24 protein-coding genes and 4 tRNA genes are annotated in these 22,781 nt (G+C 73.3%); 15 read left to right on the top strand and 13 right to left on the bottom strand.

The genetic code is table 11. From position 1 onward, the window contains the following. Positions 1-34 precede the first annotated feature (34 nt). The 3 genes from PH189_RS27720 to PH189_RS27730 all read left to right on the top strand — a co-directional run bounded on the left by PH189_RS27720 (position 35) and on the right by PH189_RS27730 (position 4,235). Positions 35-1,753: a peroxidase family protein gene (locus PH189_RS27720; protein WP_274192097.1), complete on the top strand. Its 1,719-nt coding sequence runs from the start codon at positions 35-37 to the stop codon at positions 1,751-1,753. Beyond that, positions 1,750-3,678, top strand: a complete 1,929-nt coding sequence (locus PH189_RS27725; protein ID WP_274192098.1) for a trypsin-like serine peptidase — start codon at positions 1,750-1,752, stop codon at positions 3,676-3,678. Before PH189_RS27720 ends, PH189_RS27725 begins: the two co-directional genes overlap by 4 nt. Positions 3,679-3,764: 86 nt before the next feature. Beyond that, a complete protein-coding gene (locus PH189_RS27730; RefSeq protein ID WP_274192099.1) occupies positions 3,765-4,235 on the top strand; it encodes an SRPBCC family protein in 471 nt (156 codons plus the stop codon). A gap of 10 nt (positions 4,236-4,245) precedes the next feature. Here PH189_RS27730 and PH189_RS27735 read toward each other — a convergent pair whose 3' ends face one another. Together PH189_RS27735 and PH189_RS27740 are read right to left on the bottom strand one after the other, a co-directional pair. After that, positions 4,246-4,563 carry an STAS domain-containing protein gene (locus PH189_RS27735; protein WP_274192100.1) on the bottom strand — a complete coding sequence of 106 codons (318 nt, stop codon included), beginning with the start codon at positions 4,561-4,563 and terminating at the stop codon, positions 4,246-4,248. Next, positions 4,560-6,161: an ATP-binding SpoIIE family protein phosphatase gene (locus PH189_RS27740; RefSeq protein WP_274192101.1), complete on the bottom strand. Its 1,602-nt coding sequence runs from the start codon at positions 6,159-6,161 to the stop codon at positions 4,560-4,562. The genes PH189_RS27735 and PH189_RS27740 overlap by 4 nt, the downstream gene beginning before the upstream one ends. A 92-nt stretch (positions 6,162-6,253) precedes the next feature. Here PH189_RS27740 and PH189_RS27745 point away from each other — a divergent pair, with 92 nt between their 5' ends. Beyond that, complete coding sequence (locus tag PH189_RS27745; protein WP_425550185.1) at positions 6,254-7,096, top strand: exodeoxyribonuclease III; 843 nt, start codon at positions 6,254-6,256, stop codon at positions 7,094-7,096. Between the two features lie 5 nt (positions 7,097-7,101). Here the strand turns inward: PH189_RS27745 and PH189_RS27750 are convergent, their stop codons facing one another. After that, positions 7,102-7,965, bottom strand: a complete 864-nt coding sequence (locus PH189_RS27750; protein WP_274192103.1) for an NmrA family NAD(P)-binding protein — start codon at positions 7,963-7,965, stop codon at positions 7,102-7,104. A 146-nt stretch (positions 7,966-8,111) separates the two neighbouring features. On the opposite strand from PH189_RS27750, the gene PH189_RS27755 reads away from it, so the two are divergent. Beyond that, positions 8,112-9,092 carry an AraC family transcriptional regulator gene (locus PH189_RS27755; RefSeq protein WP_274192104.1) on the top strand — a complete coding sequence of 327 codons (981 nt, stop codon included), beginning with the start codon at positions 8,112-8,114 and terminating at the stop codon, positions 9,090-9,092. A gap of 544 nt (positions 9,093-9,636) precedes the next feature. Here the strand turns inward: PH189_RS27755 and PH189_RS27760 are convergent. Beyond that, entirely contained in the window at positions 9,637-12,162 is a 2,526-nt protein-coding gene (locus tag PH189_RS27760; protein WP_274192105.1) for a DEAD/DEAH box helicase, read from the bottom strand. Positions 12,163-12,275: 113 nt separating this feature from the next. On the opposite strand from PH189_RS27760, the gene PH189_RS27765 reads away from it, so the two are divergent. Further along, a complete protein-coding gene (locus PH189_RS27765) occupies positions 12,276-12,923 on the top strand; it encodes a TetR/AcrR family transcriptional regulator (protein WP_274192106.1) in 648 nt (215 codons plus the stop codon). A gap of 65 nt (positions 12,924-12,988) precedes the next feature. Then, on the top strand, positions 12,989-13,387 hold the full coding sequence (locus PH189_RS27770; protein ID WP_274192107.1) for a hypothetical protein: 399 nt from the start codon (positions 12,989-12,991) through the stop codon (positions 13,385-13,387). On the opposite strand, the gene PH189_RS27775 is transcribed toward PH189_RS27770, so the two are convergent. Then, positions 13,366-13,617: a hypothetical protein gene (locus tag PH189_RS27775; protein ID WP_274192108.1), complete on the bottom strand. Its 252-nt coding sequence runs from the start codon at positions 13,615-13,617 to the stop codon at positions 13,366-13,368. The genes PH189_RS27770 and PH189_RS27775 overlap by 22 nt on opposite strands. Positions 13,618-13,760: 143 nt before the next feature. On the opposite strand from PH189_RS27775, the gene PH189_RS27780 reads away from it, so the two are divergent. From PH189_RS27780 to PH189_RS30375, 4 genes are all read left to right on the top strand, one after another. Then, the gene (locus PH189_RS27780; RefSeq protein ID WP_274192109.1) at positions 13,761-14,384 is read left to right on the top strand and encodes a class I SAM-dependent methyltransferase; all 624 of its coding nucleotides are present in this window, start codon (positions 13,761-13,763) and stop codon (positions 14,382-14,384) included. A 67-nt stretch (positions 14,385-14,451) separates the two neighbouring features. Continuing rightward, positions 14,452-15,426 carry an NADPH:quinone oxidoreductase family protein gene (locus PH189_RS27785; RefSeq protein ID WP_274192110.1) on the top strand — a complete coding sequence of 325 codons (975 nt, stop codon included), beginning with the start codon at positions 14,452-14,454 and terminating at the stop codon, positions 15,424-15,426. A 5-nt stretch (positions 15,427-15,431) separates the two neighbouring features. Then, complete coding sequence (locus PH189_RS27790; protein WP_274192111.1) at positions 15,432-16,232, top strand: alpha/beta fold hydrolase; 801 nt, start codon at positions 15,432-15,434, stop codon at positions 16,230-16,232. 13 nt (positions 16,233-16,245) lie between these two features. Then, positions 16,246-16,923 carry an AAA family ATPase gene (locus PH189_RS30375; RefSeq protein WP_337994199.1) on the top strand — a complete coding sequence of 226 codons (678 nt, stop codon included), beginning with the start codon at positions 16,246-16,248 and terminating at the stop codon, positions 16,921-16,923. Positions 16,924-16,958: 35 nt separating this feature from the next. Here the strand turns inward: PH189_RS30375 and PH189_RS27800 are convergent, their stop codons facing one another. The 6 genes from PH189_RS27800 to PH189_RS27825 form a co-directional block, all read right to left on the bottom strand. Further along, the gene (locus tag PH189_RS27800; RefSeq protein ID WP_274192112.1) at positions 16,959-17,681 is read right to left on the bottom strand and encodes an IclR family transcriptional regulator; all 723 of its coding nucleotides are present in this window, start codon (positions 17,679-17,681) and stop codon (positions 16,959-16,961) included. 132 nt (positions 17,682-17,813) lie between these two features. Then, entirely contained in the window at positions 17,814-17,954 is a 141-nt protein-coding gene (locus PH189_RS27805; protein WP_274192113.1) for a hypothetical protein, read from the bottom strand. An 84-nt stretch (positions 17,955-18,038) separates the two neighbouring features. Next, a tRNA-Val gene (locus PH189_RS27810) sits at positions 18,039-18,110 on the bottom strand. 1 nt (position 18,111) lies between these two features. Continuing rightward, positions 18,112-18,183: transfer RNA gene (locus PH189_RS27815), tRNA-Cys, on the bottom strand. A gap of 58 nt (positions 18,184-18,241) precedes the next feature. Continuing rightward, positions 18,242-18,314, bottom strand: a tRNA-Gly gene (locus PH189_RS27820). 96 nt (positions 18,315-18,410) lie between these two features. Next, positions 18,411-18,836, bottom strand: a complete 426-nt coding sequence (locus PH189_RS27825; protein WP_274192114.1) for an SsgA family sporulation/cell division regulator — start codon at positions 18,834-18,836, stop codon at positions 18,411-18,413. A gap of 301 nt (positions 18,837-19,137) precedes the next feature. Here PH189_RS27825 and PH189_RS27830 point away from each other — a divergent pair, with 301 nt between their 5' ends. The 4 genes from PH189_RS27830 to PH189_RS27845 all read left to right on the top strand — a co-directional run bounded on the left by PH189_RS27830 (position 19,138) and on the right by PH189_RS27845 (position 21,171). Further along, positions 19,138-19,710: an RNA polymerase sigma factor gene (locus PH189_RS27830; protein WP_274192115.1), complete on the top strand. Its 573-nt coding sequence runs from the start codon at positions 19,138-19,140 to the stop codon at positions 19,708-19,710. Then, on the top strand, positions 19,707-20,585 hold the full coding sequence (locus tag PH189_RS27835; RefSeq protein WP_274192116.1) for a zf-HC2 domain-containing protein: 879 nt from the start codon (positions 19,707-19,709) through the stop codon (positions 20,583-20,585). Before PH189_RS27830 ends, PH189_RS27835 begins: the two co-directional genes overlap by 4 nt. Continuing rightward, positions 20,582-21,070 carry a TIGR02611 family protein gene (locus tag PH189_RS27840; RefSeq protein WP_274192117.1) on the top strand — a complete coding sequence of 163 codons (489 nt, stop codon included), beginning with the start codon at positions 20,582-20,584 and terminating at the stop codon, positions 21,068-21,070. The genes PH189_RS27835 and PH189_RS27840 overlap by 4 nt, the downstream gene beginning before the upstream one ends. A 26-nt stretch (positions 21,071-21,096) precedes the next feature. Further along, positions 21,097-21,171: transfer RNA gene (locus PH189_RS27845), tRNA-Val, on the top strand. A 91-nt stretch (positions 21,172-21,262) separates the two neighbouring features. Here the strand turns inward: PH189_RS27845 and PH189_RS27850 are convergent. Further along, positions 21,263-22,540, bottom strand: coding sequence for a tyrosine-type recombinase/integrase (locus PH189_RS27850; RefSeq protein ID WP_274192118.1), 1,278 nt, complete (start codon positions 22,538-22,540; stop codon positions 21,263-21,265). After that, complete coding sequence (locus PH189_RS27855; RefSeq protein WP_274192119.1) at positions 22,537-22,779, bottom strand: helix-turn-helix domain-containing protein; 243 nt, start codon at positions 22,777-22,779, stop codon at positions 22,537-22,539. Before PH189_RS27855 ends, PH189_RS27850 begins: the two co-directional genes overlap by 4 nt. Positions 22,780-22,781: the final 2 nt, after the last annotated feature.

The raw sequence follows: 22,781 nt of genomic DNA on the forward strand, positions 1-22,781 counted from the left end.
GAATCGTCGGGGTCACCGGAAAAGGGGGACCACCATGGCCATTCCCGGCAAGGGGACGCGCGTCCTGACCAACCTCAATCACGGCGGGCACGCCCTCTCGGAGGAACTGTTCCAGGCGACACCGAACGCGGAGGCCCGGGAGGACATCGGCCGATTGCGGGAGGTGACCCGCAATGCGGCGATCGACACCGCCTCCAAGGACGACACCACGCCCTTCCACTACCTGTTCGAGAACCTCGCCGACCGCTACCCGACGGCGCACCTGTCCACCACGACGCCGGAGGCGGTCGTCGTCGCCCTCAAGGCCCTCGGCTCGGCGATGATCGACCAGGACCCGGTGGACGGCCTCAATGTGAATGCGCCCATCCCGCCGGTGTTCACGTACTGGGGTCAGTTCATCGACCACGACCTGACGGCGAACACGGATCGGGACAAGGACCTGAGCATCGTCGATGCCGTGTTCGACCCCGAGCACCCCAACGACGTCATCGCCCAGCTGGGCAACCTGCGTCAGCCCGCTCTCAACCTCGACTCGCTGTACGGCGACGGGCCCGCCGCGAGCGGGCAGTCCGGTGCCGTGCCGTACGTGGACGGCAAGCGGTTCAAGCTCGGCACGCTGACGCCCACCACCCCGGGCGGTCCGGTGCGCACCGAGCCCGTCCCTCCGCTCCTCGGCACGCGGGACCTGCCCCGTGTCGAGGCCCCGGGAACCGCCGACCTGCCCACCGGGACCGCGCTGATCGGCGACGGGCGCAACGACGAGAACCTCGTCGTCGCCCAGCTGCACGTCGCGTTCCTGCACTTCCACAACAAGGTCGTCGACTGGGTCGAGGCCAACGACCCGCAGCCCGACGCGCCGGCGACCTTCGAGCGCGCCCGCCAGCTCGTCCGCTGGACCTACCAGTGGCTCGTCGTGAACCAGTTCCTGCCCCAGCTCGTCGTGCAGGAGGCGCTCGACGCGGTCGCCGCGAACCCGCTGTTCGCGGCGACGAGCACGGGAACGTACATGCCGCTCGAGTTCTCGGTGGCCGCGTTCCGGTTCGGGCACAGCATGGTCCGGGGCGCCTACGACTGGAACCGCAACTTCGGTCGGCTGGCCGGACAACCGGACACCCACGCGTCGTTCGACCTGCTCTTCGCGTTCACCGGGAAGGCGAGGCCGATCTTCCTCGGGACCGGCGACACCTTGCCCGACAACTGGCCGGTCGAATGGGACCGGCTCGTCGACGACCCGCCTCTCTTCCAGGACCGCCTGGCCCGGAAGATCGATACGCATCTCGCCTCCCCGTTGAACCGGATGGTGAACGAGGGGAACGATCCCCATCTCGCGGAGCGCGTACGGCGGCTGCTGAAGCGCCTGGCGGTCCGGAACCTCCTGCGGGGCTACAAGCTCGGCATCCCGACCGGCCAGGCCGTGGCCGCCGAGCTCGGGGTCCCTGCGCTCACGAGGGCCCAGCTCAACTCGGGCGCCGGGACGGTCCTCGGGGACGCCCTTGCCGACGGCGGCTTCCTCGACGCCACGCCCCTGTGGTTCTACATCCTCAAGGAGGCCGAGATCGGCGGCGGCGGCAAGCTCGGTGTGGTGGGCGGTCGCATCGTGGCCGAGACCCTCCGCGGTCAGATTCGCCTCGACCCGGACTCCTTCGAGACCGCCGGGAACGGCTGGACCCCGGATTCCGGGGTGAAGGACGCGAACGGGAACCCCGTCCGCACGATCGCTGATCTCCTCCGCTTCGCCGGGGTGCTCGTATGAGCAGCACCCTCCGGGAGCAGCAGGAGCTCGCCGCGTCCCGGTACAAGCGCCGGGCACCGAAGAGGGCGGAGACGGAACGCCAGCAGGAGGCGACGGGCACGCTCGTCGTCGACGATCCCGACCAGATCGAGGCCCGCGCGGAACGGCTCCTCGGCGACGCCGTCGGGTCGCGGGCGGTGCGGCAGGCCGCCCGGCACGAGGGCGTTCTCGAACGGATCATCGCCGAGAACGACCTGCAGCCGAGCCTCTTCCTCGGCCGCGGGACGGCGATCGCCGAGTCCGTCGGCCGGATATCGCTCGTGGACGGCGGCGCGGGGACCGGCTTCCTCGTCGGCCGGCGGCTCCTGCTGACGAACAACCACGTCCTGCCCGACGCCACGACCGCGGCCGGGGCGTTCGTGGAGTTCGACTTCGAGCTGGGGCCCGATGGCAGGCCGGAGGCGCCTGCCGCGTTCGACCTGGACCCCGACACGCTGTTCCTCACCGACGCCGGGATCGACGCGAGCCTCGTGGCGGTCGCACCGGCGGGCGGTGTGCTCGCCGGCGACAAGTACGGGTGGAACAAGCTGCTCAAGCAGCAAGGGAAGATCGTCATCGGCGAGGCCGCGAACGTCATCGGTCATCCCTCGGGGCGCCGGAAGGAGATCGCGGTCCGCCACAACCGGCTCCTCGACCAGCTCCCGGACTTCCTGCACTACGAGGCGGACACCGAGCCGGGCAACTCCGGGTCGCCGGTGTTCAACGACCAGTGGGAGGTCGTCGCGCTCCACCACTCCGGCGTCCCGCGGACGAACGACGCCGGCCAGTGGCTCACGACCGACGGCGCCGTGTGGGACCGCTCGATGGGCGACGCCGCGGTCGCCTGGGTGGCCAACGAGGGCGCGCGGATCTCGGTGGTGCTCACGCGGCTGCGGGCGCTGGCCCGCACGCCCGCGCAGACGGCGCTCGTCGACGAGCTCGGCGCCGAGGCGCTGGTCGGGGCGGGGCGGCCGACGGAGGGCGCGCTGCGCGTGACGAAGACGGCCCGCGAGACCACGGGCCGGGCGGGAGTCCGGGCTGTGCCGGAGACACCGCCGCACGTGGTGTTCGTGCACGGCCGGTCCCAGCAGGGCCGGGACCCGCTGGTGCTCCGGGCGGAGTGGGCGGGTGGCCTCGCCCGCGGGCTCGGTGCCGTCGGGCGCGCGCCGCTCGACCCGGCGCGCGTGTGGTTCCCCTTCTACGGCGACGTCCTCGCCGAGCTGGCCGGACCGTCCGCGGTCGAGCGCACGATCATCGAGGGGGACGGCGCGCCGGCGGCCGTGCGTGCGGCGCCGTCGGCCTCGTCGGCCCGCGCCACCTACGCCGCGCTGATCGAGGATGCCGCGAGCCTGGCCGGCTTCCGTCCCCCGTCCACGGACAGGGAGGGCTTCGGCGACCTGGTCGCCGGGCTGCAGCCGGCCCTCTCCTGGCTGGCCGACAAGAGTCGTCTCGACGACCTGTTCATCGCCGTGCGGTTCCGCGACGTGGCGCTCTATCTCGACGACGACGCGACGCGGAACCGCATCCTGAGCACGGTGCTCGAGACGATCCCGCCGTCGGGAGCGATGACGCTCGTGTCCCACAGCCTCGGCACGGTGGTGGCGATGGACCTGCTGACGCGCCTGCCGGCCGGTGTCGAGGTCCGGCTGCTCGTCACCGCGGGCAGCCCGCTGGGCATGGACTCGGTGAACAAGCGGCTCCTGCTCGGAGGACCGCGCCGTCCGGACGTCGGGCGCTGGATCAACGCCTGGTGCCCGGCGGACGCCGTCGCGATCGGCGCGCCCCTGGCCCCCGTCTGGGGCGGTGTCGAGGACGTCCAGACGGCGAAGACGGGCGAGAGTGCGCACTCGATCGTCGAGTACCTCGCCGACCTCCGCGTGGCGTCCGCGATCGGCGAGGAGGCGTAGGCCCGGGCAGAGGTCCCGGCGTCGAGCAGCGGGGCGATCGTCCGACTACGGTGCGATCGTCCCGCTGCCGCCGTATGGAGGAACCCATGGCCGACGACGTCGTCGTCACCCGCACCGTCGACGCACCGCCCGAGCGGGTGTGGGAGCTCGTCGGGGACCCGGCGCGGATCGGCGACATCTCGCCGGAGTGCCACCGTGTGGACTGGGTCGGCGGCGCCACCGGGCCGGAGGCGGGTGCGCGGTTCAAGGGGTACAACCGCAAGGGACTGCTCCGCTGGTCGACCGACGGCACCGTCGTCGAGTACGACCCGCAGCGGGCCATCAGCTGGGACGTCTCGCTGCTCGGCCAGCCGGTCGCGCGCTGGGGCTTCCGGCTCGTCCCGGAGGGCGGGCGGACGCGCATCGAGCAGTACTGGCAGGACCGGCGCAGCCCGATCGCCAACGTCGTGGGCCGCGCCCGGGCCTGGGACGTACCGGAGGCGAACCGCCGCGGCATGGAGCAGACGCTCGACACGGTCCGCCGCTCGGTCGAGAAGGGCGGCGTCGAGAAGGGCTGACGACGGCGGCTCAGCCGTCGAGCGCGGCCACGCCTTCGAAGCCCGAGAGCTGGAGCACCCGCCGGGTCAGGGAACCCGGCGGAGCCAGCACCGTCATCTCGATCTGCAGCACCTCGAGCCGGGCGCCCAGGGCGAACAGCACCCGCAGGCCCGCGCTGTCGAGGTAGGCGAGGTCGGCCAGGTCGAGCGTGACCGCCGAGGTCTCGTTCGTGATGGCCGCGGTCAGCTGCTCCTCGACCTCCAGGGCGTTCTCGAGGTCGATCTCGCCGCCCATGACGATGCGGACGGCCGAGCCCTCCGGGTGGACGACGACGGACGCGGCGGTCATCGGCTGCTCCCCGTGAGGTGACGTCGGAAGGTGACGGTGGTGCCCCCGGGCCCGGCGGTCACGTCCATGTCGTCGCTGCACTGGCGGATCAGCGCGGTGCCCCGCCCGCGTTCCTGCCCGCGGGCCGGACGCCATCGCCCGTTGTCGCGCACCGTCCCCACGACCGTCGCCCCCTCCAGCTCCATCTGCACGACCAGGGTCCCGCCGGCAGGCCCGTACGCGTGCTCCACGACGTTGGAGCACGCCTCGCCGGTGGCGACGAGGATGTCGGCCGCGTCCTCGGGCGACGCCCCGGCGGCCGCGAGCCACCGGCGGACCGAGGAGCGGACGTCGGACAGGGTGCGCGTCACCGCCGGCACGACGATGCTCAGCGGCACCACCGACGGCGTGCCCAGACGGTGGGCGACGAGCATCGCCACGTCGTCGTTGACCGGGGTGGCGCCGATCATGCGGTGCAGCACCCCGCCGCACACCGCCTCGGCGTCCTCGGCCCGCACGACCTCGCACAGCGCGTCCAGGCCCGTGTCCAGGGGGCTCCCGCGCCGTTCGACGAGACCGTCGGTGTAGAGGAAGAGCAGCCCGTGGTCCGGGAGATCGATCGTGGTGGTGCGGCGCGGGGGGCCGACGGACACCCCGACGGGCAGGTCGATCGGCAGGTTGAGCAGCGCCGAGCGCTCCCCGGGCTGCGCGATGATCGGCGGCAGGTGGCCTGCGCTCGACAGCGACACGCGCTCCAGTGATGGCTCGAAGATCGCGTAGAGGACCGTCGCCATGACGTTCTCCTCGAAGTGCTGCACGTTGCCGTCCAGGCGCTCGAGGACCTCCGCGGGGTCGTCCTCCTCCAGGGCGAACGCGCGCAGGGCGCTGCGCAGGCGGCCCATGATCACGGCGGCCTGGAGCCCGCGCCCGACCACGTCCCCGATGACGACGCCGAGGCGCCCGGACGGCAGGGAGAAGACGTCGTACCAGTCCCCGCCGAGGCCGCCCGCGTCGCCGGGGATGTACCGCGCCGCGAACTCGATCCCGGTGACCCGCGGCAGCGCACCGGGCATGAGGCTGCGCTGGAGGGCCGACGCCGCGGCGCGGTCGAGGTCCGACAGGCGCGTGCGCGTGACCAGGGCGATCCGGTCGGCGGCGGTCTGCAGCAGGTCCGCGTCATCCATCGTGAAGCGCCTCGGTGTGAGGGTGCCGACGTGCAGGACGCCCATGACCCCGCCCTCGGCGACCAGGGGCACACCGAGCAGCGAGCGGACGTCCTTCTCCCGCAGGATCGGGTTGAGGACGTTCGAGTGGTCGACCTCGTCGATGATCACCGGCCGGCGCTCGGCGGCGATGCGCCCGGCGAATCCCCTCCCGACGGGGATGCGGACGCCCTGGCGCACCTCCTCCTCGACGCCGCGCGCGGCGGTGGCGACCAGGTAGGTCGAGGAGGGATCCAGCAGGAGGACGGCCGCGGTGTCGGCGTCGAGCAGGGCACGCACCCGGTCCAGGAGCTCGTCGAGGAGGTCCGGGACGTCCAGGTGGGCGAGCGTGGTGTCGGTGATCTGGGCGATCCGCCGCAGCCGGTCCTCGTTCGTCACGGGGGTGGTTGCGGCCATGCGCAAACGCTAGTACCCCGTCCGAGCGCACGGAACGCGCACCGTGCGGGTTCCTCCGGCCGCCCGGGGGACGCCCGGCTAGCGTGGCGGGCGTGCGACTGGCCACCTGGAACGTGAACTCCGCCAAGGCCCGGGAGCCCCGGCTTCTGGGCTGGCTCGACGAGCGAGCGCCCGATGTGGTCTGTCTGCAGGAGACCAAGCTGTCGGACGAGGCGTTCGCCGAGAGCTTCGCCGCCCCGCTGGCCGAGCGCGGCTACGCCGTCGCGCACCACGGGGAGGGCCGCTGGAACGGCGTGGCGCTGCTGTCCCGCGTGGGTCTCGACGACGTCGAGGAGGGCCTGCCCGGCGCCCCCGGCTACCCCCACCAGGAGGCCCGCGCCGTCTCCGCCACCTGCGGCGGGCTGCGGGTCACCTCGGTCTACGTCCCCAACGGCCGTGACCCGGACGACCCGCACTACGCCTACAAGCTCGAGTGGCTCGCGGCCCTGCGCGACCTCGTCGAGGCCGGCGACCCGGACGCGACGGTGGTGGCGGGCGACTTCAACATCGCCCCCACGGACGAGGACGTCTACTCCGTCGAGGCGTTCGCCGAGTCCACCCACGTCACCCCGCCCGAGCGCGAGGCGCTGGCGACGCTGATGAAGGCCGGCCTGCACGACGTGATCCGGGAGCGCTGGCCCGACGACCGGGCGTTCAGCTACTGGGACTACCGCGGCGGCGCGTTCCACCAGGACCGCGGCATGCGCATCGACCTCGTGCTGGCGGGCGGCCCGGTCGCCGCGCGCCGGGCCGCCGCCTGGGTGGACCGGAAGGCCCGCAAGGGGACCGGTCCGTCCGACCACGCGCCGGTGATCGTCGACCTCGACGAGGCGCCGAACGGCGACCTCGGGCCGGTGGTCCCGCCGCCGTCGCTGGGGCGCACCCGCAAGAAGTAGCCCGCTCACGCCACCGGGACGGCGCTGCGGGCCCACTCCTCGATCGTCGTGGGGGTCGCCAGCACACCGACCCCGTGGCGCCGCACGACGCCGCGGTTGAAGGCCGCGTTCATCGCGAGGTGCTCCTCGATGAGGTCCGCAGGCAGTCCCGCCTCGACGAGCACCGCGCGCATGACGTCCTCGGGCGGGCGCTCGTAGCGCAGGCCGGGCCGGCCGATCGCCGCGCCGAGCCGCGCGACGGCGTCGGGCACGGTGAGCTCCTCGGGCCCGGGCAGCTCGCGCACGCCGGCGGAGTCCGGGTCGCGCAGCAGCGCCGCGGCGGCGTCGCCGATGTCCGCGGTGGCCACCATCGGCAGCGCGACGTCCGCGTCGATCGTGTCGTGGTGCACGCCCGTCGCGAGCATCGGCGCCAATGACGGCAGGAACGACTCGAAGAACAGGCCGGGGCGCAGGAGCACCACGGAGGCGTCGAGCGCGGCGAGCCGCTGCTCCTGCTCGTGGAGGGCCTCGAGGAGGCCGGTGCCGGTGGAGAGCTCGGCACCGAGCGAGCTCAGCGCCACCACGTGGGGGACGCGGGCGTCGGCCAGCGCGCCCACGATCGCGGTGCCCACCTGCTCCTGCTGGGCGCGGTAACCCGGCGCGGCGAGGTCGAGGGGCATGAGGACGTAGGCGGCGTCCGCGCCACGCAGGGCCCGTGTGAGCGCGGCCCGGTCGGTGATGTCGGCGACATGCGGCTCGGCGCCGTGCGCGGCCGCGTCAACGAGGCGGCCGGGGTCGCGCCCGACGGCCCGCACCGCCTCCCCGCTCTCGCGCAGGCGGCGCACGACGCGTCCGCCGGTGTTCCCGCTGGCCCCCAGGACAGTGATCATGATGGCGTCTCCTCCGCGCTCGGTGATCCGGTGCGTCCAACACTGGGCCGGTCCCGTGGGACGAACCATCGCCGTGGCGCCGGTTCTCCTGCTCGATCGTCCGATCTCGTGGACGATCGGCTCTCCGATGGCGGAGGCTGAGCGCCGTGACCGTCGCCGCTCATCCGCCCTGGACCCCGTCCGACGCCGTGGGCGCGGCCCTGCACGTCCTGCGGATGAGCGGGACCTTCTACTGCTCGTCCGACCTGCGCGGGCCCTGGGGGCTGCGGTTGCCCGAGACGCCGGGCTGCCTGTGGTTCCACGTCGTGACGTCGGGGACCGCGACGATCGTCGTCGGCGACGAGGTGGTGACGCTGTCCCCGTCCGACGTCGTGCTCCTGCCGCGCGGCGAGGGCCACGAGATGCGCTCGACCGACCCGCCGCCCCGGTCGCCCGCGTCGAACGTCCTCACGCTGCCGCACACCTGGTACGGCGAGCGCTACGCGACGATCACCTACGGCGGCGACGGCGCGCCGACCACCATGATCTGCGGCGCCGTCCGGCTCGAGCACCCGATGGCCGAGCGGCTCGTGGCGCTGATGCCGGACGTCGTCCACGTGCCGGTCTCGCCACTCACCGCGCGCCTGCACGACACGCTGCGGCTGATCGCGCTGGAGGTGGAGGAGACCCGGCCCGGCGGCGAGGCAGTGATCACCCGGCTCGCGGACGTCCTCGTGGTGCAGATGCTGCGGGCCTGGCTCTCGGACGACCCGTCCGCGCGCACGGGCTGGCTCGGTGCGCTCGCCGACCCCGACATCGGCCGTGCGCTCGCCCTCGTCCACGCCGACCCCGCGCACGAGTGGACCGTCGCCGGTCTCGCCCGCGAGCTCGCCCTGTCCCGGTCGACCTTCGCCGCCCGCTTCACCGCCCTGGTCGGCGAGCCGGTGATGGCGTACGTGACGCGCTGGCGCATGCTCGTCGCCCACGACCGCCTCCGGGCCGGCGACACCACCGTCGCCGCCGTCGCCGGTGCCATGGGCTACCGCTCCGAGGCCGCGTTCAGCCGCGCCTTCCGCCGCGTCGTCGGCACGTCGCCGGGCTCGGTGCGCCCACGCGCCCGCGACGAGGTGGAGCTCCTCGGGGCGTGAGCCTCGCTCGGAGACCGTGTCCTGAGGACACGGTTCGACATCGTCGGAACCGACCCCGCAGCGGCGGCCGGTCGGCGACGCTGGACGGCGTGGATCGAGCGGCCGAGGAGGAGGACGCGACGGACGAGCTCGTCACGCTGCTCCTCGACGACCTCGGGCCGGCCCTGCAGTGGTAGCGACTGGGCCTCACGCGCAGCGCGGTCGCCAGGATGCTGCGCCGGCTCGAGGAGGCCGGGCACGTCGCCCGGTTGTCCTCGCCGGACCACGAGCAGGAGATCGAGGTGGAGGTCCGGCCGCACGCCGCCCGTGACGCCCTCCTCGACGCGCACCGCCGGGCGTTGCGGCGCTCGCTGCGCGAGATGGTGGGGAACCAGGCGCTGCACGGTCGGAAGCACGCGGTCGCCCGCCCACGGCGGTCGCCGGGCTGGCGACCGTCGTCTTCGCCCGGGCCCGGGCGATGGCCGACGCGGCCATCGAGCGTCGACTGCTCGCCGGGCGTCGCCGGGCCGGGGAGGCGGGGCCGACGCCCTGGTGGGCCCGGTGACTACACCGTCGACATCGGCCCTGCGGCCGTGACGTGCACGACGGCCGCGCCGAGCTCGTCGGAGGCGTCGAGATCGACCTCGGCGGTGATGGCCCAGTCGTGGTCGCCCTCGGGGTCGTCGAGGACCTGGCGGACGTGCCAGGTCCGGCCCTGCACGGTGACGCGGTAGAACGCCGGGCCTCGCGCGTCGGGACCGGAGCCGAGGGTCGGGTACTCGGCGAAGTAGGCCTCCATCGCGTCGGCCCACCAGTCGAGGGATGGACCGTCGTCCTCGAGGGCGGCCAGGTCGGCGGGGGAGCGCCGGGCGAACAGCTCCACCCGGCGGAACATCTCGTTGCGCACCAGCACCCGGAACGCCCGCTCGTTGCGGGTGACCGGCGGCGGGCCCTGGTCGACGGGACGGGCGTCGTCCCCGGCGGCGTCGAGCTCGCTCGGGTTCGCGAGGTTCTCCCACTCGTCGAGCAGCGACGAGTCGGTCTGACGCACCAGCTCGCCGAGCCAGGCGACGAGGTCGTCGATGTCCTCGGTGCGCGCGGCTTCGGGGACCGTCTGGCGCAGCGCGCGGAAGGCGTCGGTGAGGTAGCGCAGGACGAGACCCTCGGACCGGGCGATCTTGTAGTACGAGACGTACTCGGTGAAGTTCATCGCGCGCTCGTAGAGGTCGCGCACCACCGACTTCGGCGACAGCTCGTGGTCGGCGACCCAGGGGTGACCCGTGCGGTAGGACTCGTAGGCGGCGCCGAGGAGCTCGGCCAGCGGCTTGGGCCAGCTGACGTCCTCGAGGAGCTCCATGCGTTCCTCGTACTCGATGCCCTCGGCCTTCATCGCCTGCACGGCCTCGCCCCGGGCGGAGTTCTCCTGGGCGCGGAGGATCTGCTTCGGGTCGTCGAGGGTCGACTCGACCACCGAGACCATGTCGAGCGCGTAGGTCGGCGACTCCCGGTCGAGCAGGTCGAACGCGGCGAGCGCGAACGGCGAGAGCGGCTGGTTGAGCGCGAAGTCGACCTGGAGGTCGTCGACGAGCCGCACGGTCCGCCCGGCGGCGTCGGGCTCGGGCAGGCGCTCCACGACGTCGGCCTCGAGCAGCCCACGGAACAGCGCGATCGCCCGCAGGATGAGGCGGCGCTGGGTGGGACGGTCGGCGTGGTTGTCCTCGAGCAGGTGGCGCATGGCGGCGAAGAAGTCCCCCGGGCGGGACGCGACCTGCAGGAGCATCGCCGTCGACACCCGGAACTGGCTGGTCAACGCCTCGGGCTGTGCCTCGATGAGCTTCTCGAGGGTCTTCTCCGACCACGAGACGAACCCCTCGGGCGGCTTGACCCGCACGACGCGCCGCTGCTTCTTGACGTCGTCGCCGGCCTTCGCGAGCCGCTTGGCGTTCTCCACCTCGTGCTCGGGGGCCTGGACCACGACGTAGCCGGCGACGTCGTGCCCCGCGCGGCCCGCGCGCCCGGCGACCTGGTGGAACTCGCGGGCCCGCAGGTGGCGCACCCGCTGGCCGTCGAACTTGGTCAGCGCGGTGAAGAGCACGGTGCGGATCGGGACGTTGATCCCGACGCCGAGGGTGTCGGTGCCGCAGATGAGCTTGAGCAGCCCGGCCTGGGCGAGCGTCTCCACGAGACGCCGGTACTTCGGCAGCATCCCGGCGTGGTGCACGCCGATGCCGTGGCGCACCAGCCGCGAGAGCGTCTTGCCGAACCCGGCGGTGAAGCGGAACGCGCCGATGAGCTCGGCGATCCGCTCCTTCTCGGCCTTCGAGGAGACGTTGAGGCTCATCAGGGCCTGCGCCTGCTCGATCGCCGCGGCCTGGGTGGTGTGCACGACGTAGACCGGCGCCTGCTGCCCGGCGAGGAGCTCGGTGATCGTCTCGTGCAGCGGCGTCCGCGCGTAGCGGAACGACAACGGGACGGGGCGCTCGGTGTGCGCCACGACCGCGGTCTCGCGCCCCGTGCGCCGCGTCAGGTCCTCGGCGAAGAACGAGACGTCGCCCAGCGTCGCCGACATCAGGAGGAACTGCGCCTGGGGCAGCTCGAGGATCGGCACCTGCCAGGCCCAGCCGCGCTCCGCGTCGGCGTAGTAGTGGAACTCGTCCATGACGACCTGGCCGACCTCGGCGCCGGGGCCCTCGCGCAGCGCCCAGTTCGCCAGCACCTCGGCGGTGCAGCAGATGACCGGCGCCTCCGGGTTCACCGCGGCGTCGCCGGTGAGCATCCCGACGTTGGCGTAGCCGAGCTGGGCACCGAGCGCGAAGAACTTCTCCGAGACCAGCGCCTTGATCGGCGCGGTGTAGACGCTGCGCTCGCCGCGGGACATCGCGGTGACGTGGGCGCCCAGCGCGACCAGCGACTTCCCCGACCCGGTGGGCGTGGAGAGGATGACGTTCGATCCCGAGACCAGCTCGATCAGCGCCTCGGACTGGGCCGGGTAGAGGTCGAGCCCGCGCTCGGAGGCCCAGTCCGCGAACCCCTCGTAGAGCTCGTCGGGATCCGCGCCGGGAGCGGGCAGGAGCGCCGTCGAGGTGGTCACCGGTCCATTGTCCGCGATCGCACCACCACCTGGCGGACGGCCGCCGGGTTACGATCCGTCACTGCGGGACGGCGACGACAGGGCCGGCCGTGGGGCGAGGAGGAACGCGGCAGGTGACCGAGGGTGGCGAGGTGGCGGCAGCGGCGCCCCTCGGGCGACGCGCAGCGACCAAGGCCCGGACCCGGGAGGCGCTCCTCGAGGCCGCGCGCCGGGTGTTCGCCGAACGCGGGTACGGCCCGGCGTCGGTCGAGGAGATCGCGAGGACGGCCGGCGTGTCGGTCGGGTCGGTGTATGTGCACTTCGCGAGCAAGGAAGCGCTGTTCACCGCGCTGGTCGAGGACCAGACCTCGGTGGCGGTCGACCTGAAGTCCACGATCGTCTCGGGCGACCCGGAGGAGACCTTCGCCGCGCTCGACCGCCTCGTCTCCGACGTCGCCGACTCGCGCGAGGAAGCGCTGCTCGACGCCGAGGTCTGGCTCTACGCCGTGCGGCACCCCGAGTTCGCCGACCGCCTCGCCGAGCACGAGGTGCGCCTGGCCCGGTTCGCCACCGACGTGCTCTCCCGCGATTGGGAGAACCTCGACCCGGCCGTGCGGGAGGCCGTCCGGGACGACGAGTTCGTCGTCGTCGCGGCCGCGCTCTACCACGGGCTCATCCGGCTGCGCCGCGTTCTCGGGGAGGACGCCGTGCAGGCCGACCTCTTCAGCCGCGCCCTGCGCCTGATGCTGCGCCTCCCGCCCGCCGAGGAGCCGCGGAGCTAGCCGGACGGACGTCGCAGACGGACTCCTCGGCGGATGCCGGTGATCGCCGGGGGGTACACGACGCCATGTCCTCCTCCCGCTCGCGACGTTCTCGCGACCTGACCTGGTTCCCCCGCCTGCTCGGCGTGGCCACCGCCGGCTACAGCGTGGCGATCATCGCCCGCCCCGAGCTGTTCACGAAGCCCACCGCCCTGCAGGCCGAGGGGGCACCGCTGCCGACGGCCACCGCGATCGGGGTGCGTGCCCTCGGCGGACGCGACCTCGCCTGCGGGCTGGCGATGGCCCTCGCGCCGGCGGGCAGGGCGCTGCGCACCGCCGTGGCCGTGCGGGTCGGGTCCGACGTCGTCGACCTGGTCCTGCTCGGGACGTCGCTCCCGGACAGCACGGCCCGGGCCAAGGCGGCCGGCGTCGCGGGGGCATGGGGCACGCTGTGCGCCCTGGGCTACCTCGCCGCCGGCGACTGATCGGCCGGCACCTCGCTGAGCCGCAGGCGGTAGACGCCGGCGGAAGGGGTGAGCGGGTGCAGGTCGTAGACATGGACGACCTTCGGGCCGTCGTGGAGGTGGGTGTGCGTCACCGTCGGCAGCGGGGTGCCGTGGCGTGCCTCGCGCACCTCCACGCGCCCGTCGAGCGGGCCCCCGACGTAGAGCAGCACGGCGTCCTCGTCGGCCGGCCCACCGGGCGGAACGGTCATGAGGACCTCCTCGGACGGCGCGTCGGTCGGCGGTGCGGCTGTGAAGCCTCGGGCTGGGACGCCTGGGTCGGCGTGGCGTTCAGGGTAGGGAAAGCACCGCCCCTTGCGCAGCGTCTGCGCGGCGTCACTTTCCGGAGCCGGCCATGACCGCCGGTGACGGCATCCGGGACTGGACGACGCCCGGCCGTCCTCCGCTCGTCCCCGAGGTCACCCTGCTGCTCGCCGAGGACATGCACCGCACGTGGTCGGCGATCGACGAGGACGCGCCGCCGTTCTGGGCGTTCGCCTGGGTCGGCGGCCAGGCCCTCGCGCGCCACGTCCTCGACCACCCCGACCTCGTCCGGGGCCGCCGGGTGCTCGACCTCGCCTCGGGGTCGGGGCTGGTCGCGATCGCCGCCCTGCGCGCGGGTGCCGCGGCCGCGATCGCCTCGGACACCGACGCGCGGGCCCGCGCCGCGATCGTGCTCAACGCGCAGGCCAACGACGTCGAGATCGACGTGGTCGGCGACGTGCTGGACGCCGACGAGCCCCTCGACGTCGACCTCGTGCTCGCCGGCGACGTCTTCTACGAGCAGCCCATGGCCCGGCTCGTCGAGCGCTTCTGCGACGAGGCGGTCGCGGTGGGCGTCGACGTCGTCGTCGGCGATCCCGGCCGCGAGTACCTGCCGCGGCGTCGCGTGACGGCGCTCGGGAGCTACGAGGTCGTCGGGACCCTCGACCTCGAGGGCGGTGAGACGACCCGCACCACGGTCTACCGGTTCACCTGACATCCCCGCCGCGCTCCTGTAGAACCGTCACGGCTGACGGTCCGGTCGGCCGGAACGGGAGGTCGCGGTGCGCGCGGTACAGGTCGTCCGGCTCGACGGGCCGGACGCGGTGGAGGTCGCCGAGGTCGAGGAGCCCACGGTCGGCGACGGCCAGGTGCTCATCGACGTGGAGGCGGCCGGCGTCGTCTTCCCCGACCTGCTGCTCACCCGCGGCGAGTACCAGATGAAGCCCGACCTGCCCTTCCTGCTCGGCAGCGAGGTCGCGGGCACGGTGCGCGAGGCCCCGGACGGCTCCGGCTTCGCCGCCGGCGACCGGGTGGCCGCGATGCCGGTGCTCGGCGGGTTCGCCACGGCCGTCGCCGTCTCGCCCGAGCTGGTCTTCCCGCTGCCCGACGCGGTGTCCTTCGACATCGGCGCCGGCCTGCCGATGAACTACCTCACCGCGCACTTCGTGCTCGAGACCCGCTGCCACCTCGCCGAGGGCGAGACCGTGCTCGTGCACGGCGCCGCCGGCGGCGTGGGCGTCGCCTGCATCCAGTTCGCCAAGGCGCGCGGGGCGACGGTGATCGCGGTGGTGTCCTCCGAGGGCAAGGCCGAGGTCGCCCGTGCCGCCGGGGCCGACCACGCGGTGCTGGTCGAGGGGTTCAAGGACGCCGCGAAGGAGATCACCGGGGGCGCGGGCGTCGACATCGTCGTCGACCCGGTCGGCGGCGACCGCTTCACCGACTCGCTGCGCTCCCTCGGGGACGACGGCCGTCTCGCGGTCGTCGGCTTCACCGCGGGCGACATCCCCACCGTCAAGGTCAACCGGCTGCTGCTCAACAACATCTCGGTCGTCGGGGCCGGCTGGGGTGCGTACGCCTCCAAGCGCTCGGGGTTCATGCGCCGTCAGTGGGACGCGATGCTCGACGACATCGCGAAGGGGCGCCTCGCCCCGCCGATCAGCGCGACCTACCCGCTGGGCGAGGCCGCATCGGCGATCAACGAGCTGGCCGAGCGGCGTGTCACCGGCAAGGTGATCGTCCACCCGCGGGAGCACTGAGCGCCGTGGAGCTCGCGCACACCCGCACCGGGACCGGGGAGCCCGTGCTGCTCCTGCACGGGATCACGCACCGGCGCCAGGGCTGGGACCACGTGGTGCCGCTGCTCGCGCCCGAGCGTGAGCTGTGGGCGATCGACCTGCCCTCCCACGGGGACTCGCCCGACCTGCCCGGCGACTACGGCGGCGACATCGCCCCGCTCGCCGACGCGGTCGAGGCGTTCTGCACCGCCCAGGGCCTCGACCGTCCGCATGCCGTCGGCAACTCGATGGGCGGCCTGGTCGCCCTCGAGCTCGCGGCCCGGGGCACCGTGCGGTCGGCGACCGCGCTCTCGCCCGCCGGGTTCTGGTCGCGGGCCGAGCGGGTGTACGCCCGCGCGATCCTCGGCGGGGCCCACGCCGCGCTGGCGGTGATCCCCTCGCAGCGCCTCGAGCGGATGCTCGCCACCCCGATCCTGCGCACCGCGCTGCTCGGTCTGCTGCTGGCCCACCCGTCGCGGATCGACCCGGTGGAGGTCGGCGCGGACCTCCAGGGCCTGAGCCGTCCGCGCTCGTCGTTCGCGACGATGCTCGCCCACTTCGACACCTGGAGCGCGCCGGCCCGCTCGGCGGTGCCGACGACGGTCGGCTGGGGCTCGCGGGACATGCTGCTGCCGCGCTGGCAGTCCGGGCGGCTGCGCCGCGCCCTGCCGGACGCCGCGGTCTACGTCCTGCCGGGCTGCGGGCACGTCCCGATGGGCGACGACCCCGCGCTCGTCGCGGACTTCATCCTCGCCGCGACGCGCCCGCGGGCGAGCCTCGCCGCCTGAGCGGCCTCACGGTGTGTCGACCCTCTACCTGACCCGCGGGCTCCCGGCGTCGGGCAAGACGACCTGGGCGCGGGCGCTGGTGGCCTCGCGGCGACCGGGGCGGATCGTGCGGGTCAACCGCGACGACCTGCGGCGCAGCATGGTCGACCCCGACTACGCGGCCCCGGTCGACGCGGTCGAGCGGGTGATCTCCGCGGCGGAGCGCCTGCTCGTGCAGGGCATGCTGCAGGACGGGGTCGACGTCGTCGTCGACGCCACGAATCTCCGTGCGACCGTGGCGCGGGGCTGGCTGGCGCTGGCCGAGGAGTGCGGGGCGCACTGGCACGTCGAGGACGTCGTCGCCGACCTCGAGGAGTGCGTGCGCCGCGACGCCGCCCGTCCGGAGCGCGAGCGCGTGGGGGAGGAGCGGCTGCGCGACCTGCACGCCCGGTTCGTGGATCCCGCGACGGGCCGCATGCCCCCGCTCGCCCCGCCGCGTCGTCCCCTCCCCGAGGCCGAACCGTGCCAGCATGGACCCGTGGCCCACGAGAACGAGTGGTACTTCTGCCTCAAGCACCATCAGGTGGAGCCGTGGGACGGCTGCCGCGCCGCCGACCGCCTCGGTCCCTATCCCGACAAGGAGACGGCCGCGCACGCGCTCGAGATCGCCGAGCAGCGCAACAAGGCGGCGGACGAGTACGACGAGAGCTGACCCTCGGGGCGCTGGGTACCGGCTACCCGTACCGGCTACCGGTACCAGTGCCGGTGGGCGACGCGGGCGACGTCGGTGACGTCCGCCGCGAGCCGGTCGAGCTCGCCGCGCAGGCGCGCGGCGGGCAGCGACACCGCGATCGCGGCGCTCACCCGGCCGCCGGGGTCGGCGATCGGGGCGCACACGCACGCGAAACCCGTCGCGTACTCCTCGCGGTCGACCGCGTAGCCCTCGCGCCGCACGCGCGCGAGCTCCGCGTCGTAGACGTCGGGCGAGGTGATCGTCGCCGGCGTGTAGGCCCGCCAGCGGCGCGGGTCCAGCCGGGCCCGGCGGCCCGGTCGGTGCGCCACGAGGACCTTGCTGACCGCCAGGGCGTGCGCCATCGACGGCGGGACCCGCGGCGGGAGTTCGGGGACGAGCCCGAGACCCTGGTGTCCGCGGATGTCGACGACGTCGATGTGGTCGTCGTCGGCCCATTCGACGAGATAGGTCCAGGCGCGGGTGCGCCGGTAGAGATCGCTGACGGCGTCCGAGAAGACCTCGGGCAGCTCCCGCCGCGGTGCGGTCGGGACGGGCCGCAGGCGGTAGCCGCCGGAGGACGTGCGCTCCACGTGGCCGGCCCGGAGCAGTCCCTGCACCACCGGGGTGCTCGATCGCCCGAGGTGGCCGTTCAGAACGGCGAGATCGACACCTTCGGGGTGGGCGGCCAGCATGCGCAGGACACGGAGCGTGCCGGGCTCGACGAGATTGGAGGTCACGGTGTCGGGCCGCTCAGTCTGTATGTCGCCCGACCGGGGGAGCGGCACATCGATCGTCACGTCGAGTGATCTTAGGGAGTCGGACATCGAGACGGAACCGAGCTTCCTGAGGAAAGGCTGGCACGTCCCGAGCTAGTCGACCTCGAGCTGGGCACCGCAGGACGGGCACCGCGTGGGTGGGTCCTCGTCGGCCAGCCGCCCGCACTCGCCGCAGACCCGGTGCATCCAGCAGGCCGGGTCGCCGCCCTGGTCGTCGGCGGGCACGTCGGTCACAGCGGCCTCCCCGGAATCGGTCCCGGACGTGCAGAAAGCCCTGGCCGTCGACCATTCTCAGGCCGCTGACCAGGGCTTCTGGGGTGGGCGATACTGGGATTGAACCAGTGACCCCTACCGTGTCAAGGTAGTGCTCTCCCACTGAGCTAATCGCCCGAGGCGCAGGCGGGAATCGAACCCGCGTACAGGGCTTTGCAGGCCCTTGCCTAAGCCACTCGGCCACTGCGCCAGGCATCCGGAGGTCGTCCGGCTCACCGTGGAGAAGTTGATGCCGAGGAGCCCTCCCGAGCGGACGACGGGACTCGAACCCGCGACCCTCACCTTGGCAAGGTGATGCGCTACCAGCTGCGCTACGTCCGCGTGTGGCCGGCGGGTTTCGGGGTTCCGACCCGCCGTTGCCGACGAAGAGAACACTACTGCACCGTGCGCCCCCCGCTTCCCGCGGGGGGGGGTCTGTCAGCTCGGATCGCTCGAGAGCAGCAGGCCCAGCGCGTGCTCCAGATCCAGCCAGTCGTCCTCGGCGCCGGGGGCGACGATCTCGTGGGTGCGGGCGAGGAACTCCGACACCTCACGGCTCGCGGCACGGAAGGTGGCGTGACCCGAGGGGGAGCTGAGCTCGATCTCGATCGACTCGGCGTCGCCGTCGGAGGGGCGGATGCGGACGTCGCCCGCGCCCGAGACGCCGAGCAGCCCCTCGGTGAGGAGGTCCCGCGAGAACACCCACTCCACCCATCCTGCGCGGCCGGTGCGGAACGCGGCCTGCACGGCGTACGGGTCGCGAGTGTCGTAACGCATCTCGACCTGGACGGGCACGGGCGGGTTCGGCGGACCGACGAGGTCGAAGACCGCCGTCGAGCGGATCGTCGTGTGGTCGTTGAGCATGTGGCTGCCTTTCGCACGCTGCTGTCGTTCGGGGAAACGACTGGCAAGCGACCCTGTGACGGCGGTTCACCCGGCTCACGCATGCATCACACCGGACGGGCAACCACAGGGCGACGTACCCGGTTCGGTTCCGTAACGAACCACCCACCCCGGCCGGGCGTCCGTGCTTGCCCCGAGAGCACTAGCCTGACGCCTGTCTGACCCGGACATACACACCCGAGGAGAGGGTCGACCAGTGACGGACGCGTCGCGAGGAGTCCCGGAGGCGGCTCCGGAGCGTGACGACGACGCTCTCGCTGGTGTGACCGATGCCACATTGCTCGAACAGATCGGTGAGCGCAGCGCGGAAGCCCTCGCGCAGCTCTACGACCGGTTCGGGCGCCCCGCGTACTCCCTGGCCCGCCGTATCTGCGTCGACGAGTCGCTGGCGGAGGACGTGGTGCAGGAAGCGTTCCTCGTGGTGTGGCGGGACCCCGGACGGTTCGACCCGGACCGTGGCGCGGTCTCGAGCTGGTTGCTGACCCTCGTCCACCACCGCGCCGTCGACGCGGTGCGGCGGGAGGCGACCCGTCGCAAGAGGACCGTGCCACCCAGCTCCGACGGCGAGGAGTGGAACGTCCCGCCCGGCCCGGGAGCCGACCAGGCGGCCCTCGGGGCGGTCGTCGCCGGGAAGGTGCGTGACGCGCTCGGTCAGCTGCCGGCCGACCAGCGCGAGGCGCTCGCCCTGGCGTACTTCGGCGGCTACACCCAGCGCGAGGTGGCGAGCCTCGTCGGGATACCGCTGGGCACGGTGAAGTCCCGGATGTTCGCCGGGACCCAGAAGCTGCGGGCCCTCCTGGGTCCGCACGTCGAGGTGGACGAGGAGGGACGATGAGCGACCAGGCCGTCCCCGACTCCCACACCGGCGCCCACGACGCCCTCGCGGTGGGCTGGGCGCTGCACACCCTCGATCACGAGGAGGAGGCGGACTTCGCCGCCCACCTCGAGACCTGCCCGACCTGCCGGCAGACGGTCGACGAGACGCTGGAGACGCTCGGCGAGCTCGCCGAGGCCGTCGTCCCGGCGAGCCCGCCGCGCCACCTGCGTCGCCGGCTGCTCGACGCCGCGGCGGCCGAGTCGGTGTCGGGTGAGGGCGTCGATCTGCCCGAGCTGGCCGGGGCCCCGGTGGCGGAACCGGCCGCTCCCGAGCCCGCGCCCCAGCCCACCGCCGAGGAGCGGGAGGCGACCGTCGTGCCGCTCTCGCCCCGGCGCCGGGCCTCCCGCTGGCTCGCGGTGGCCGCGGTGGCCCTGGTCGTCGCGGCGGTCGGGGGCCTCGCCGTCGCCAACCAGTCCCTGCGCACCGAGCGCGACAACGCCGCCGCCGCGGCGGCGGCCCAGGCCGAGCGCGACGCCGCCGTGGTCGACGTGCTCCGGGATGCGGGCACCCCCGGCGTCACGCACGCGACGCTGGCCAGCCCCGACGGCGCGCTCGTCGGGCTCGTCGTCGACGACGGCACCGGCCCCCGCGTCCTCACCAGCGGGCTCGGCGCCAACGGTGAGAACGAGATCTACGTGCTCTGGGGGCTCGCCGACGGCACACCGCGGCCGCTGGGGACCTTCGACGTCACCCAGCAGACCCCGACCGTGAGTTCCGTACCCTCGACGGCGGCGGCGGTCCCGTTCGCCGGTTTCGCGGTCTCGATCGAGCCGGGCCGGACGGCGCCCGCCTCGCCGACCCGAGTCGTCGCGAGTGGACAGGTGGGAACGTGAGCGAACCGGCCGAGCAGTCGACCGCCACCGCTGACAAGGCGCCCCCCGACGGCCCGACCACCGTCACCGCTCCGCCCCGGCACCGCACCCTCCGCACGCGGCTGCGACACTTCCGCGCCCGCGTGCGCGGCAACCCGCGCGCCAACCTGATCTGGCGCATCGTCGTCGGCGTCCTCGGCGGTCTGGTCCTCGTCGCCGGCATCGTCGCGATCCCGTACCCGGGCCCCGGCTGGCTGATCGTGTTCGCCGGCCTCGGCATCCTGGCCACCGAGTTCACCTGGGCCGGCCGACTCCTGCGCTTCGCCCGGCACCACTACGACCGCTGGATGGAGTGGGTCGGCCGGCAGAGCATCCTCGTCAAGTGCCTGCTCGGCCTGCTCACGTGCGCCATCGTCCTGGCGACCCTCTGGCTGCTCGGCGCGCCGTACCTCGTCGCCAAGCTGGTGGGCCTCGGGCACTGGACCTGGCTGCAGAGCCCTCTCTGATGATGGTCTAGGCTCGTCGAGGCCGCGGGCGATTAGCTCAGGGGTAGAGCGCTTCGTTCACACCGAAGAGGTCACTGGTTCGATCCCAGTATCGCCCACCAGCAAAGCCCCTGGTCACAGGCTCACGGAGAGCCACAGGCCAGGGGTTTTCTCGTGTCGGGGCCTCGATGACGAACATCTGACGAACATGGCTCACGGCGTCACCACTCCCGGGTCCTCCTCGTCGGGGTCGTCGTCGCTGTCCGAGCTCGTCGGCGCGGGGTCGTCGGCGGCGGGCGTGGGCTGGCCGCCGAGGGCGTCGAGGATGCGTTCGTGGTGCTCCGTGCGCCGCGTGTAGAGCTGCAGCGTCGTCGTCACGTTCTCGTGGCCCATGACCCGCTGCACCATGTTCGGCGGGACTCCGTCGTCGACCAGCCACGTCGCGTAGGAGTGGCGCAGGTCGTGGAAGCGCAGCCCGGCGCCTGCCTCCCGCGCCACGGCCTTGACGGCTTCCTCGTACGACCCGCAGATGGCCGAGTCCTCGTCTCCGTCCTCGTCGGCCCACCGGGCCTCGAACTTGTGGCCGTCGATCTCGGCGACCTCGCCGAGCAGCCCCGCCCGCACGAGCGCCGGCCGCCATACCCGGGAGCGGAAGAGGGTCCGGCGCAAGGGCTTGCCCACGGCGTTCGGGAAGACGAGTCCGTGGTCTCCCAGGCCGTACCGGTCGTTGTGCTCGCCGATCATCGTGACGAGCCACGGGGGCAGCGGCACGGTGCGGCGGCCGGCGACGGACTTCGGGAAGGGCTTGAACGCGGTGTTGCCGCTGACCTCCACGACCACGCGGATCACCCGGAGCCGGCCGGCCTCGAGGTCGAGCGCGTCGGCGCGTAGTCCGGCGACCTCACCCCACCGCAGACCGGCCCAGGCCGTGGTCGCGACGAAGGCGCGGTAGCGCTCGGGAAGGGCCGGGAGCAGCAGCCGGCTCAGGTCCTCCCGCGAGATGACACGGTCGTCGTGGTCGTGCTTGCGCCGCTTCGGGAGCCGGACGTCCTCGCAGGGGTTGAAGGCGATCAGCCGGTTGCGGACCGCCGAGCGCAGCACGGCCGAGGTGAGGCGGAACGCTTCGGCGGTCGTGGCGGGGGAGCGGCGAGTCCCGAGCTCGGTCACCCAGCCCTGCACCGACAGATGATCGATCTTGCCGAGCTGCCACGACCCCCACTGCGGGATCACGTGGTTGTGCATGATCGACGCGTCACGTGCCTTCGTGGTCGCCTCGTCGTTCCGGCTCGCGAGCCACGCCCGCGCGTGGGTCTCGAATCGCTGGCGGCCGGCGTGCGGGTCGACGTAGTTCCCGCGACGCAGCGTCGTCGCCATCTCGGCGAGGAAGTCCTTGGCCTCACGCTTGGTCGGGAAATTCTTGGACCGCTGGCGCCCCGAGGGGTCACGCCACTTTGCCTCCCACCGGCCCCGCGGTGTCTTGTGGATGCTCACGCCGAAGCCTCCAGATCGGTGAGCCACGTGTGGAACGCCTCGCGAGGGACGATCCACCGCCGCCCGATCTGCTTGGCCGGAATCTTCCCGGCGCGGATCAGCTCGTAGGCCGTCCCGCGGCCGACACCGAGCAGCCCGGCGACCTGGGCCACCGTGTAGACCTGCGGTGCGGGGATGTCGCGCAGCGAGGTCGGGTCGTCCCGATCGCGGAGTTTCGTCAACAGCTCATGCCCGTTCATCA

Source organism: Actinomycetospora chibensis, from assembly GCF_028737215.1.
Taxonomy (GTDB): domain Bacteria; phylum Actinomycetota; class Actinomycetes; order Mycobacteriales; family Pseudonocardiaceae; genus Actinomycetospora; species Actinomycetospora chibensis.